Source organism: Streptomyces vulcanius, assembly GCF_042653945.1.
Lineage (GTDB): Bacteria > Actinomycetota > Actinomycetes > Streptomycetales > Streptomycetaceae > Streptomyces > Streptomyces mangrovi.
Genome location: NZ_JBHSFK010000031.1, coordinates 16,095 through 28,793 on the forward strand (window position 1 = coordinate 16,095; position 12,699 = coordinate 28,793).

Below are 12,699 nucleotides of genomic sequence, written 5' to 3' on the forward strand. Positions count from 1 at the left end.
CTTACCGTTGATGTCAACCCTCAGTCGGCACCGTTGGAAGCGGAGGAACCCCTCTGTGTCTGAAAGCCGTGTGCGGCGCCCCCGGCGCTTTCTCGTCTGTGAACCCAGACACTTCGCCGTGCAGTACGCGATCAACCCCTGGATGCATCCCGACACCCCCGTCGACGTCGATCTCGCCCAGGGGCAGTGGCAGGCGCTGATCAGCGCCTACCGGGCCCACGGCCACACCGTGGACACGGTGGAGCCGGCCCCCGGTCTGCCCGACATGGTCTTCGCCGCGAACTCGGCGGTCGTGGTCGAGGGCCGTGTCCTCGGCTCGCTGTTCCACGCGCCGCAGCGGCGCGGTGAGTCCGTGCACTACGACACCTGGTTCAAGGCCGCCGGCTACCAGGTGCACCGGCCCGAGTCCGTCTGCGAGGGCGAGGGCGACCTGGTGTGGACCGGCCGGTACCTGCTGGCCGGCACCGGGTTCCGCACCACCCGGGAGGCGCACCGCGAGGCGCAGGAGTACTTCGGCCACCCGGTGATCAGCCTGACCCTGGTGGACCCGCACTTCTACCATCTGGACACGGCCCTGTTCGTGCTGGACGACGAGCACGAGTCGAACATCGCCTACTACCCGGAGGCGTTCTCGCCCGGCAGCCGCGAGGTCCTGGCGCGGCTGTTCCCGGACGCGGTCCCGGCGACCCGCCAGGACGCCCTGGCGTTCGGGCTGAACTCCGTGTCCGACGGCCGTCATGTCTTCATCGCGCCGCAGGCCGAGGCGCTCGCCGCCCGGCTCTCCGAGCACGGCTACCTTCCCGTCCCCGTCGACCTGTCGGAGTTCCACAAGGCCGGCGGCGGCATCAAGTGCTGCACCCAGGAGATCCGCCCATGACCGCGCCCGCACGCACGCGTACCTCCGCCGATCTGATCCGCGCGGAGGAGCCCGTCCTCGCGCACAACTACCACCCGCTGCCCGTGGTCGTCGCGTCCGCCGAGGGTGCCTGGGTGCAGGACGTCGAGGGGCGCCGCTACCTCGACATGCTGGCCGGCTACTCGGCCCTCAACTTCGGCCACCGGCACCCGCTGCTGATCGAGGCGGCGCACCGTCAGCTGGACCGGCTCACGCTCACCTCCCGCGCCTTCCACAACGACCGGCTCGCCGGGTTCGCCGAGCGGCTCGCCGAACTGACCGGCCAGGACATGGTGCTGCCGATGAACACCGGCGCGGAGGCGGTGGAGAGCGGGATCAAGGTGGCCCGCAAGTGGGCGTACGAGGTGAAGGGCGTCCCCGCCGACCGGGCGACGATCGTGGTCGCGGCGGACAACTTCCACGGCCGGACGACGACGATCGTGAGCTTCTCCACGGACGAGACGGCCAGGGCGGGCTTCGGTCCGTTCACGCCGGGCTTCCGGATCGTGCCGTACAACGACCTGGCGGCGCTGGAGGCGGCGGTCGACGAGACCACGGCCGCGGTGCTGATCGAGCCGATCCAGGGCGAGGCGGGCGTGGTCATCCCGGACGACGGCTATCTGGCCGGGGTGCGGGAGCTGACCCGCCGTACGAACTGCCTGTTCATCGCGGACGAGATCCAGTCGGGGCTCGGGCGGACCGGGCGGACGCTGGCCGTGGAGCACGAGGGCGTCGTCCCGGACGTGGTGCTGCTGGGCAAGGCCCTCGGCGGCGGGATCGTGCCGGTGTCGGCGGTGGTGGCGCGGCGCGAGGTGCTGTCGGTGCTGCGGCCGGGCGAGCACGGGTCGACCTTCGGCGGCAACCCGCTCGCGGCGGCGGTCGGCACAGCGGTGGTGGAGCTGCTGGAGACCGGCGAGTTCCAGCGGCGCGCGGCCGAGCTGGGCGGTGTGCTGCGGGACGGGCTGACCGGGCTGGTCGGCAAGGGTGTCGTGGGCTTCCGCGCGCGGGGGCTGTGGGCGGGCGTGGACGTCGACCCGGCGATCGGCACGGGGCGCGAGGTCAGCGAGCGGCTGATGCGGGAGGGCGTCCTGGTCAAGGACACCCACGGGTCGACGATTCGGCTGGCGCCGCCCCTGACGATCACCGCGGAGGAACTGCGCTCGGCGCTGGGCACCTTGGAGGAGGTGCTGGCGCGCGGCGCCTGAGCATTCGGGTGGCTCGGTCACGCTCGTGCAGGCAGGGTGAAGATTGAGTCAGGAGGTGGTAGACCACTCTCAGCGACAGAGAGGTCGACCGTGGGCCATCACGACGAGGACGACGTTGCCCGCCGGCGCTTCGACGTGGCGGACGCCGCGCCCCTGCTGCTCGACGGCCGGGGCGTGGTGACCGGCTGGACCAGGGACGCCGAGCGTCTGCTGGGGTACCCGGCGGCCGAGGCGGTGGGCCGGGACCTGGCCGGGCTGCTCACCCACGGGGACGCCTGGCGGGTGCCGGACGTACTGGAACGGTGCCGCCGGGAGGGCGGCTGGGCGGGGCTGCTGTCGGCCCGCCGCGGGGACGGCCGGCCGGTGCCGGTGATGGCGCGGGTCACCTCCGCCGAGGAGCCCGGCGGCCCGGCCCGCTGGCTGGTGCTGCTGAACGAGATGGGCGACGCCCCGGGCTGGACCATGAGCCGCTCGGTGCTGGAGCAGATGGTGGGCGAGTCCCCCATAGGCATCGCGATCGTCGACACCGACCTGCGTTTCGTGTGGTCCAACGACGCCCTCGCCAGGTTCGGCGGCGGCCGGCCCGAGCAGCGGCTGGGGCTGCGGCTCGCGGACGTGCAGCCCGGTCTGGACGCGGAGGCCGCCGAGGCGCAGATGCGGCGGGTGCTGGAGAGCGGCGAGACCGTGGTCGGCTACGAGCATCTGGGCCATCTGCGGTCCGCGCCGCACCGCGAGACGGCGCACATGCTGTCCTTCACCCGCCTCGACGACGACCGCGGACATCCGATGGGCGTCTACTACACGGTCGTCGACATCACCGACCGCCACCGGGCCCGCCGACGGCTCGCGTTGCTGGACCGGGCGGGCCGGCGCATCGGCCGCACCCTGGACATCGCCCGCACCGCCCAGGAGCTGGCCGACATCGCCGTACCGGGGTTCGCGGACGCGGTCGCCGTCGATCTGCTGGAGCCGGTGCTGCGGGGCGCGGAGCCGGGGCCGGGCCCTTACGACTCCGTACCGCTGCGGCGGGCCGGGCTGCGGGTGCACGGCCCGGACGGTCAGGAGACCGTCGGCGGCGGCGCCGACGCGATGACGTACCCGGCCGGGTCGCCTCCCCTGGGCTGTCTGCTCACCGGGCGCCCCTGGCTGGCCGAGCGGCTGGAACCGGGGGCCGCCGGGGCGTGGGTGCGGGTGCTGCCCGACGCCCGGGAGGCGGTCAGTGTGCTGGTCGTGCCGGTGCGGGCGCGGGGGGCCACGCTGGGGGTGACCACGTTTCTGCGGCAGCACCCGCAGGAGCCGTTCGACACCGAGGACCTGGCGCTCGCCGAGGATCTGGTGTCGCGGGCGGCCGTCTGCGTGGACAACGCCCGCCGCTACACCCGTGAGCGGGACGCGGCGCTCGTGCTCCAGCGCAATCTGCTCCCCCGGCGGCTGCCCGAGCAGGACGCCGTCGAGGTGGCCGTCTGCTACCGCCCGGCCGACGAGCTGACCGGTCTCGGCGGCGACTGGTACGACCTCATCCCCCTGTCGGGGGCCCGGGTGGCACTGGTCGTGGGCGAGGTGCCGGGCCACGGCATCGACGCCGCCGCGGCGATGGGCCGGGTGCGGACCGCCGTCCGCACCCTTGCCGCCCTGGACCTGCCTCCCGAGGAGGTGCTCGCCCACCTCGACGACCTGGTGGCCGTGATGGCCCGCGAGGAGGGCCTGGAGGCGGGCACGCAGGCGCAGGGGGCGGGGTGCGTGTATGCCGTGTACGACCCCGTGGACGGCCGGTGTGCGATGGCCGCCGCCGGGCATCCCGCGCCGGCGGTGGTGCTGCCGGACGGGAGCGTCACCTTCGTGGAGCTGCCGCAGGGGCCCCCGCTCGGCGCGGGCGGCCCGCCGTTCGAGGCGTCCGAGCTGACCCTGCCCGAGGGCAGCACCCTGGCACTCCACACGGACGGCCTTCTGGGCAGGGGCGAGGCCGAGGGGCTGGGCCCGGGCGGGACGCCGGGGGCGGACCGGGAGCGGTTGCGGTGGGCCTTGGGGTTGCGGGGGGACAGTCTGGAGGTGCGTTGTCGGCGGGTGATCGACGCGCTGGTACCGGATCGGCCGGACGACGATGTGGCGTTGTTGCTGGCCCGGACCCGTCGGCTGCCGGCGGACCGGGTCGCCGACTGGGAGCTGCCCGCCGACCCGGCGGCGGTCGCCGAGGCCCGCAAGACCGCGAGCCGCCGGCTGGCCGAGTGGGGGCTGGCGGAGCTGTCGTTCACCACGGAGCTGGTGGTCAGCGAGCTGGTCACCAACGCGATCCGGTATGCCACCGGGCCCATCCGGCTGCGGCTGATCCGCGAGCGCACCCTGGTCTGCGAGGTCATCGACGGCGGCACCACGGCACCGCATCTGCGCCATCCCCGCGCCACCGACGAGGGGGGCCGCGGGCTGCTGCTGGTCTCGCAGGTCACCCAGCGCTGGGGCACCCGCTTCCTCCCCGAGGGAAAGATCATCTGGGCCGAGCAGACCCTCGTCACCGGCCCCGGAGTGTGACACCCAGCCGCCCCATGGCACATTCGTGAGAAACTTGGGCGATACCGGCGGATGGGGCGCGAGCCATGTACGACACGGTGATCGACTACGCGGAGGTGTTCCTGGCCCTGCCCGGCATGGTCGCGCTGCTGACTCCCGAGCTGATCTACGCGGACGCCAACGACGAGTTCCTGCGGGTGGCGGGCCGCAGCCGCGAGCAGATGATCGGCCGGCACCTCTTCGAGGTCTTCCCGGACAACCCCAACGACCCCGGCGCGAGCGGCGTGCGCAATCTGGAGGCCTCGCTGCGCCGGGTGCTGGCCACCGGCGAGCGGGACGCGATGGCCCTGCAGCGCTACGACGTCGAGAACCCCGACGAGCCCGGTGTGTGGGAGGAGCGCTACTGGAGCCCGGTCAACGCGCCGGTGTTCGGCCCGGACGGTTCGGTGGTGCTCCTCGTGCACCGCGTCGAGGAGGTCACCGAGCTGATCCGGGCCCGCGGCGGACGGGCCACGGGACGTCTGGGCGGCCGGTCCCGGGTGCTGGAGGCCGAGCTGTACACCCGCGCCCGCGAGCTCCAGGACCTCAACGAACGGCTGCGGCTCGCCCACGCGCGCGAGCGCGAGGTGGCCCTGGCCCTGCAAAAGGCGATGCTGCCCGCGCGCCGCCAGGTGGGCCACCACGGAGTGGCCGTCCGCTACCGCCCGGCGGTCGGCGCGCTGAACGTCTGCGGGGACTGGTACGACCTGGTGGACCTCGTCGGCGGCCACCGCATGGGCGTGTCGGTGGGCGACGTGGTGGGGCACGGACTGGAGGCCGCCGGGGTGATGGGCCAGCTGCGCAGCGCGCTGAGCGCGACCTCCCGGGTGGCCGCGGGCCCGGCCGAGGCGCTGGACGTCCTCGGGCGGTACGCGCATGTCGTGGACGGCGCCGAGTCGGCGACCGCGGTCACCACGTTCATCGACTTCGACCGTCACACCATCACCTACAGCAGCGCCGGCCATCCGCCGCCCGTCCTGGTGCACGCCGACGGGCGGGTGGAGTTCCTCGACCGGGCCACGGATCCGCCGCTCGACGCCCGTCCCGACCCGGTCCCCCGGCCCCAGGCGTGCACCGGCTACGCGGACGGCGCCACCCTCGCCCTGTACACCGACGGTCTGGTGGAGCGGCGCGGGGAGGACATCGACCGGGGCGTGCACCGCCTCGCCGAGGCCCTCGCCCGGCACCGGGAAGCGGACCCGGAATTCCTCGCCGACTCGGTCCTGCTGGAGCTGCTGCCGCACGGCGGTGCGACCGACGACACCGCCCTGGTGGTCGTAAGGCTGTGACCGCGGACTTGCCGCTCGGCCACCGGCGGCAGGAACCTGGTGCGGTGGCCGTCCGCCGCAGATCCGCCGGAGTGAGGAGCGTCCCCTTGTTCTACTACGTGCTCAAGTACGTCCTGCTGGGCCCCCTGCTGAGGCTGGCGTTCCGCCCGCGCATCGAGGGCCTGGAGCACGTACCGGAGTCGGGGGCGGCGATCGTCGCGGGCAACCACCTGTCGTTCTCGGACCACTTCCTGATGCCCGCGGTCCTCAGACGGCGCATCACCTTCCTCGCGAAGGCCGAGTACTTCACCGGCCCCGGCATCAAGGGCAGACTGACGGCCGCGTTCTTCCACAGCGCCGGGCAGATCCCGGTCGACCGCTCGGGCAAGGACGCGGGCCAGGCGGCCATCCGCGAGGGCCTCGGGGTGCTGAGCAAGGACGAGCTCCTCGGCATCTATCCGGAGGGCACCCGCTCGCACGACGGCCGGCTCTACAAGGGCAAGGTGGGCGTGGCGGTGATGGCGCTGAAGGCCGGGGTGCCGGTGATCCCCTGCGCGATGATCGGCACCTTCGAGGCGCAGCCGCCCGGCAAGATCCTCCCGACGCTCCACCCGGTGGTCATCCGCTTCGGCAAGCCCCTCGAGTTCTCCCGCTACGCCGGCATGGAGAACGAGAAGGCGATCCTGCGCGCGGTCACCGACGAGATCATGTACGCGATCCTGAAGCTGTCCGGCCAGGAGTACGTCGACGAGTACGCGGCCGTGGTGAAGGCGGCGGAGGCGGAGGCGGCCGAGAAGCAGCGCAAGTTCCCCCGGATGCCGCTGAGTTGACAGGGCATCCGGGGGAGGTCGGCTACGGCGTCGGCGTGGCGTGCGGGGTGCAGGTCACGTCGGCGGCGTCGAGCTTGCCGGTGAGCAGGTAGGACTGGACACGGGGGTTGATGCAGGAGTTGACCAGGTTGGTCACGCCGTGGGAGCCGGCGCCCTTCTCCGTGATCAGCCGCGAGCCCTTGAACCGCTTGTGCAGTTCGACGGCGCCGTCGTACGGGGTGGCCGCGTCATTCGTGGACTGCACGATGAGCACGCCCGGCAGACCCTTGCCGGACTTCACGTTCACCGGGGTCTGCTGCTTGACCGGCCAGGTCGCGCAGGGCAGGTTCAGCCAGGCGTTGGCCCAGGTCATGAACGGGTAGTTCTTGTTGAGCCGCGTGTTGTCGCGGTCCCACTTCTTCCAGCTGGTAGGCCACTTGGCGTCGGTGCACTCGACGGCCGTGTAGACGGCGTTGCCGTTCTCCGAGGACGCGTTGCCCGCGGTGTCGGTGAGGTCCGGGGCCGCCGCGTCCACGAGGGCCTGGGTGTCGCCCGCGAAGTACTTGGAGAAGACCGTCGCGACCGGCGCCCACGAGGAGTCGTAGTACGGGGCGCTCTGGAAGAAGCCGATCAGCTCGGCCGGGCCGACCAGTCCGCCGATGGGGTTCTTCTTGGCGGTGGCGCGCAGCTCCAGCCACTTGGCCTGGACGGCGGCGCGGGTCTTGCCGAGGTGGTAGGCGGCGTCGTTGGCGGCGACCCAGTCCTCCCAGTCCTTCCAGCGGCCCTCGAAGGCGACGTCCTGGTCGAGGTTGGCCTCGTACCAGATCTTCGAGCGGGACGGGTTGACCACGCTGTCCACGATCATCCGGCGGACATGGCCCGGGAAGAGCGTGCCGTAGACGGCGCCGATGTAGGTGCCGTAGGAGACGCCCAGGAAGTTGAGCTTCTTCTCGCCGAGGGCGGCGCGGATGACGTCGAGGTCGCGCACGGTGTTCGGCGTGGTCATCTGCGCGAGCATCGCCTTGCCGGTGCGCTCGGCGCAGCCCTCGGCGTACTCGCGGGCGAGCTTGCGCTGGGCGCGCTTGTCGGCCTCGCTGTCCGGGACCGGGTCGGCCTTGGGCGCCTTGACGAACTCCTGCGGGTCGATGCAGGAGATGGGCGCGGAGTGGCCGACGCCGCGCGGGTCGAAGCCCACGAAGTCGTAGGCCTTGGCGACGTCGGTCCACAGCGGGGCCTTGTTGACGACGCGGAGCGGGAAGCGCATCCCGGAGCCGCCGGGGCCGCCCGGGTTGTAGACGAGCGCGCCCTGGCGCTCCTCCTTGGTGCCGGTGTTGCCGACGCGGTCGACGGCGAGCTTGATCTGCTTGCCGTAGGGCTTGGCGTAGTCGAGCGGCACGCTGACCCACCCGCACTGGACCGGCTTGGCCAGACCCCAGTCCGTCGGACAGTCCTGCCAGTCGATACCGGCCTTGGCGGCGCGCTGCGCGGCGACGGCCGCGCCCCGCATCTCCCTGTCCTGCCCCGAACCGCCGCTCGCCGCGTTGGCGGTGGGCACTGCGACGGCACCGGCCATCAGGGTGGCGGCGACGAGCGCGCCTGCCGAACCCAGCGCCGCGGTCCGTCTGTTCGGTCGTATCTGCCTCAAGTGGGATCCCCTACCTTGGTCATGGCGGTACGGGGATCCTCTCGGCTGTGAGGTGCCTGAGAACAGGTTTCGTTGACGTTCTTTGCCAATCCGATAACCGGTCAGTCGCGTACCGCTCACCGGGCGTTCAGTGCCGCCAGTGCCTCGTCCAGCACCCGGCGCAGCCGCAGCCCGTCCGGCGCGACGGCGCTCACCAGCGCGGCGGGGCCGGCGAGCGGCAGCACGGCGGCGCTCTCCCCGAGGACCCGGGCCGCCACCGGATTGTCGCGGAACTCCGGCCGGACGACCAGTAGTTGGCCGACGGCGCGGTGTCCCGCCAGCACGGCGGGTCCGTCCCAGCCGCCGGGGGCGCCGGGTCCGCAGGCCAACTCCTGGTCGAGGAGGGCCCGTCCGCCCACGTACACGGCCAGCCGGCTGGTGAGCCTGCCGGGCTCCTCACCCACCCGCCCCAGCACCTGTTCCTCGCGCAGTACGAGACGGGCGTCCGGGGCGAGGTCGACCTGGGTGGAGACGTGCAGGTCGCTGCCCTTCGCGGAGATCAACGGCTCGGGCAGCCAGCGCAGTTCACCGCCGTCGGCGACGGTGAGGCGTACGGCGTAGTGGGCCTCGTCCTTGAGCTGTCCGGGCAGGGCGATGGTGGCGGCGGCCGAGCCGACGTGCAGCCGGGCGCCGGTGTCCACGTCCGCCTCGACGGCGAAGCGGTCCCCGCCGAGGGGGCCGCTCATCGCGCCGACGAGCATCACCCGGGCCTCGTCGGCGCCGCCGCGGGTGCGGCGCAGCGCCAGCGGGCCGTCGCTGTCGAGGACGGGCAGGGAGGTGCCGCCGCGCCCGTCCGCCGCCGCCCTGATCCGGGCGGTGGCGTGCACACCCGGCATGTCACGCCGTCCAGTCGGCGAGCCGCGCCCGCACCCAGGCGGCCACGTCGGTGACTCCGTCCGCACCGCGCAACGACTGGAAGACGACCGGGAGTTCGGCGCGCTGCGCCTTGGCGTCGGCGGCCATCCGGGCGAGGTCGGAGCCGACGTAGGGGGCGAGGTCGGTCTTGTTGACGACGAGGAGGTCGGCGGTGGTGACGCCGGGGCCGCCCTTGCGCGGGATGTCGTCCCCGCCGGCGACGTCGATGACGAAGATCTGCGCGTCCACGAGCCCCTTGGAGAAGGTGGCGGTGAGGTTGTCACCGCCGGACTCCACGAGCACGAGGTCGAGCGGGCCGACGGCCTCCTCCAGGTCCTCCACGGCTTCGAGGTTGGCGGAGATGTCGTCACGGATCGCGGTGTGCGGGCAGGCGCCGGTCTCCACGGCCGTGATCCGCTCGGGCGGCAGCACGGCCTCCCGCAGCAGGAAGTCGGCGTCCTCCCGGGTGTAGATGTCGTTCGTCACGACGGCGAGGGAGAGTTCCTCCCGCAGGACCCGGCAGAGGGCCGCCACGGTGGCGGTCTTCCCGGACCCGACGGGCCCGCCGAGCCCGATCCGCAACGCCCGCCGGGCCCCGTCGGGGCGGTGGGCATCGGCGCTGACGGCGGCGGGGCCGTGGTGGGAGTGGTCGAGATGCATGGTGCGGCTCCTGTTTTCTTGACCCACCGAGTCGGGTGGTGGGTGGGCATGAGCGGGGCCAGGGGGACTACGAGGCGAACAGGCGTACCGGCCAGGACGCGTGCAGCTCCGCCCCTATCTCCAGCAGCGGTGCCGACGCGGCCGGCAGCGCGGGCGGGGTGGCCGTGCCCGCCGTCACCGCCCGGTCCACGACCAGGTCCAGCTCCGGAGCCAGCCGGGCCAGTACCGCCGTCGCCTCGAACGGGTCGAGGCTGAGCAGCCGTACGACCGCTGTCGCCGGTCCGCTGACGCTCTCGTAGACCGCGCAGTACGCCGCGTCCTGTGGCCGCAGCCCGGCCGCGCGGGCCGTCAGGCCGAGGACGACCGGTTGGTGGGCGCCCTTGGGGAACTGCCGGGCGAGGGCGTCCAGTTCGGCGCTCGGCCAGGTGGCGCGGGCGGCCCGCATCAGCTGCCGGCCCAGCTTGCGCGCGGCGAGCCGCAGCGCGGGGGACGGGGTGCGGGCGTCCGCCGCCGCGTCCAGCTCCGCCGGGTCCGCCCCTGCGGTCGCCGCCGCGGCCAGGGAGGCCGCCACCAGCCCCGTCGTGTGCAGCCGGCCCCGGCAGAACGCCGCCAGGTCCGCCGCGCCGGTGATCCGGCCCGCCTTGACCGCCTCCTCCGCCCCGCCGGAGTGTGCGTGCCCTCCGGCGGGGAAGCGGCCGTCGGCCAGGACGAGCAGCGCCGCCCGTGTCATGACGCGTCCATCAGAACAGGAAGTAACGCTGGGCCATGGGCAGTTCGGCGGCCGGAGTCGCCTCGACCAGTTCGCCGTCGATGTGCACGGCGAAGGAGTCCGGGTCGACCTCCACGCGCGGCCGGGCGTCGTTCTCCCGCATGTCCGCCTTGGTCACCGCGCGTGTCGAGTCGATGGCGACGAACTTCTTGCCGAGCTGCAGCCGCTCGGGCAGTCCGTCCTCGATCGCGAGCGGGGCGACGAAGTTGAAGGAGTTCGACGCCGGTGCCCGGCCGATCGCGCCGTACATCGGGCGCGGCAGGATCGGCTGCGGGGTGGGGATGGAGGCGTTGGCGTCGCCCATCTGCGCGTACGCGATCTGGCCGCCCTTGATGACGAGGTGCGGCTTGACGCCGAAGAACGCCGGCTCCCACAGCACCAGGTCGGCGAGCTTGCCGGTCTCGACGGAGCCGACCTCGCGGGCCAGGCCCTGGGCGAGCGCCGGGTTGATCGTGTACTTGGCGACATAGCGCCGTACGCGGTGGTTGTCCGCGCGGCCGTCGCCGGGCAGCGCGCCCCGCCGGCGCTTCATCACATGGGCCGTCTGCCAGGTCCGCAGGATCACCTCGCCGACCCGGCCCATGGCCTGGGCGTCGGAGGAGATGATCGAGATGGCGCCGAGGTCGTGGAGGATGTCCTCCGCGCCGATGGTCGACGGGCGGATCCGGGACTCGGCGAAGGCGAGGTCCTCCGGGACGGCCGGGTTGAGGTGGTGGCAGACCATCAGCATGTCGAGGTGTTCCTCGGCGGTGTTGACGGTGTACGGCCGGGTCGGGTTGGTCGAGCTGGGCAGTATGTGCGGCTGCGAGACGACGGTCATGATGTCGGGCGCGTGCCCGCCGCCGGCGCCCTCGGTGTGGTACGCGTGGATGCCGCGTCCGGCGATGGCGGCGAGCGTGTCGCCCACGAAGCCGGCCTCGTTGAGGGTGTCCGTGTGGATGGCGACCTGGACGCCGGTGCGGTCGGCGACCGTGAGGGACGCGTCGATGACGGCCGGGGTGGAGCCCCAGTCCTCGTGCAGCTTCAGGCCGAGCGCGCCGCCCCGGATCTGGGACAGCATCGCCTCGTGGGAAACGGTGTTGCCCTTGCCGAGGAAGCCGATGTTGAGGGGGTACTGCTCCATCGCCTCCAGCATCCGGGCGAGGTGCCAGGGGCCGGGCGTGACCGTCGTCGCCTTGGAGCCCTCGGCGGGTCCGGTGCCGCCGCCGACCAGGGTGGTGACGCCGGCCGACAGCGCCTCGTCGGCGATCTGCGGGCAGATGAAGTGGACGTGCGCGTCGACCGCGCCGGCCGTGAGGATGCGCCCGTTGCCCGCGATGACCTCGGTCTCGGGGCCGAGGACCAGGTCGGGGTGGACGCCGTCCATGGTGTCGGGGTTGCCGGCCTTGCCGATGGCGGTGATCCGCCCGTCGCGGATGCCGACGTCGGCCTTGACGATCCCCCAGTGGTCGATGATGACCGCGCCCGTGATGATCGTGTCCGGGGTGCCTTCTGCGCGCGTAGCACGCGCCTGACCCATGGACTCCCGGATGACCTTGCCGCCGCCGAAGACCGCCTCGTCACCGGCGAGCCCGGGACCGCCGGAACGATCCTCCTCGATCTCGATCAGCAGATCGGTGTCGGCGAGACGGATCCGGTCCCCGGTGGTGGGGCCGAACAGGTCGGCGTAGGCGGCACGTGAGATCTCAGGCATCGAGGGCACCTCCGGTCTCCCCGCGCAGCCCGGGCACCACACGGGCGCCGGCCAGCGGGACGAGTTCCACGTCGACGGGGATTCCGGGCTCGAAGCGCACGGCGGTGCCTGCGGCGACGTTCAGCCGCTGGCCGCGCGCGGCGGCGCGGTCGAACTCCAGGCCGGGGTTGGCCTCGGCGAAGTGATAGTGGGAGCCGACCTGGACGGGCCGGTCGGCGGCGTTGAGGACGGTCAGCCGGGTGACCTCACGGCCCTCGTTGTAGACGATCGGATCGTCGGCGAAGAGGAACTCTCCGGGAATCATGGCGCGGCCTCCC

At 72.9% G+C, this 12,699-nt stretch carries 11 protein-coding genes; 5 read left to right on the forward strand and 6 right to left on the reverse strand.

Going from position 1 to position 12,699, the window contains the following annotated elements; genetic code table 11:
* Positions 1 to 55 precede the first annotated feature (55 nt).
* The 5 genes from ddaH to ACFPIH_RS37300 all read left to right on the forward strand — a co-directional run bounded on the left by ddaH (position 56) and on the right by ACFPIH_RS37300 (position 6,742).
* On the forward strand, positions 56 to 877 hold the full coding sequence (gene ddaH, locus ACFPIH_RS37280; protein WP_381168995.1) for a dimethylargininase: 822 nt from the start codon (positions 56 to 58) through the stop codon (positions 875 to 877).
* Complete coding sequence (rocD, locus tag ACFPIH_RS37285; protein ID WP_381168997.1) at positions 874 to 2,100, forward strand: ornithine--oxo-acid transaminase; 1,227 nt, start codon at positions 874 to 876, stop codon at positions 2,098 to 2,100. Before ddaH ends, rocD begins: the two co-directional genes overlap by 4 nt.
* 90 nt (positions 2,101 to 2,190) lie before the next feature.
* Positions 2,191 to 4,626 (forward strand): SpoIIE family protein phosphatase, encoded by a 2,436-nt coding sequence (locus tag ACFPIH_RS37290; RefSeq protein ID WP_381168999.1) that lies wholly within the window; start codon positions 2,191 to 2,193, stop codon positions 4,624 to 4,626.
* A 65-nt stretch (positions 4,627 to 4,691) separates the two neighbouring features.
* Entirely contained in the window at positions 4,692 to 5,933 is a 1,242-nt protein-coding gene (locus ACFPIH_RS37295) for a PP2C family protein-serine/threonine phosphatase (RefSeq protein WP_381169001.1), read from the forward strand.
* Positions 5,934 to 6,019: 86 nt separating this feature from the next.
* Positions 6,020 to 6,742, forward strand: a complete 723-nt coding sequence (locus tag ACFPIH_RS37300; RefSeq protein WP_381169003.1) for a lysophospholipid acyltransferase family protein — start codon at positions 6,020 to 6,022, stop codon at positions 6,740 to 6,742.
* A 22-nt stretch (positions 6,743 to 6,764) separates the two neighbouring features.
* On the opposite strand, the gene ACFPIH_RS37305 is transcribed toward ACFPIH_RS37300, so the two are convergent.
* The 6 genes from ACFPIH_RS37305 to ACFPIH_RS37330 all read right to left on the reverse strand — a co-directional run bounded on the left by ACFPIH_RS37305 (position 6,765) and on the right by ACFPIH_RS37330 (position 12,686).
* A complete protein-coding gene (locus ACFPIH_RS37305; RefSeq protein ID WP_381169005.1) occupies positions 6,765 to 8,366 on the reverse strand; it encodes an alpha/beta hydrolase in 1,602 nt (533 codons plus the stop codon).
* Between the two features lie 116 nt (positions 8,367 to 8,482).
* Positions 8,483 to 9,241: an urease accessory protein UreD gene (locus tag ACFPIH_RS37310; protein WP_381169007.1), complete on the reverse strand. Its 759-nt coding sequence runs from the start codon at positions 9,239 to 9,241 to the stop codon at positions 8,483 to 8,485.
* 1 nt (position 9,242) lies between these two features.
* Positions 9,243 to 9,920 (reverse strand): urease accessory protein UreG, encoded by a 678-nt coding sequence (gene ureG / locus ACFPIH_RS37315; RefSeq protein WP_381169009.1) that lies wholly within the window; start codon positions 9,918 to 9,920, stop codon positions 9,243 to 9,245.
* Between the two features lie 67 nt (positions 9,921 to 9,987).
* Positions 9,988 to 10,650 (reverse strand): urease accessory protein UreF, encoded by a 663-nt coding sequence (locus tag ACFPIH_RS37320; RefSeq protein WP_381169011.1) that lies wholly within the window; start codon positions 10,648 to 10,650, stop codon positions 9,988 to 9,990.
* 10 nt (positions 10,651 to 10,660) lie between these two features.
* Complete coding sequence (locus ACFPIH_RS37325) at positions 10,661 to 12,382, reverse strand: urease subunit alpha (RefSeq protein ID WP_381169013.1); 1,722 nt, start codon at positions 12,380 to 12,382, stop codon at positions 10,661 to 10,663.
* Positions 12,375 to 12,686, reverse strand: a complete 312-nt coding sequence (locus ACFPIH_RS37330) for an urease subunit beta (protein WP_381169014.1) — start codon at positions 12,684 to 12,686, stop codon at positions 12,375 to 12,377. The genes ACFPIH_RS37325 and ACFPIH_RS37330 overlap by 8 nt, the downstream gene beginning before the upstream one ends.
* Positions 12,687 to 12,699 lie beyond the last annotated feature (13 nt).

Coding starts and splice junctions, on each gene's coding strand:
- ACFPIH_RS37320 (WP_381169011.1), bottom strand. CDS start 10,650: ATGACACGGGCGGCGCTGCTCGTCCTGGCCGACGGCCGCTTCCCCGCC.
- rocD (WP_381168997.1), top strand. CDS start 874: ATGACCGCGCCCGCACGCACGCGTACCTCCGCCGATCTGATCCGCGCG.
- ureG (WP_381169009.1), bottom strand. CDS start 9,920: ATGCATCTCGACCACTCCCACCACGGCCCCGCCGCCGTCAGCGCCGAT.
- ACFPIH_RS37325 (WP_381169013.1), bottom strand. CDS start 12,382: ATGCCTGAGATCTCACGTGCCGCCTACGCCGACCTGTTCGGCCCCACC.
- ACFPIH_RS37295 (WP_381169001.1), top strand. CDS start 4,692: ATGTACGACACGGTGATCGACTACGCGGAGGTGTTCCTGGCCCTGCCC.
- ACFPIH_RS37310 (WP_381169007.1), bottom strand. CDS start 9,241: ATGCCGGGTGTGCACGCCACCGCCCGGATCAGGGCGGCGGCGGACGGG.
- ACFPIH_RS37330 (WP_381169014.1), bottom strand. CDS start 12,686: ATGATTCCCGGAGAGTTCCTCTTCGCCGACGATCCGATCGTCTACAAC.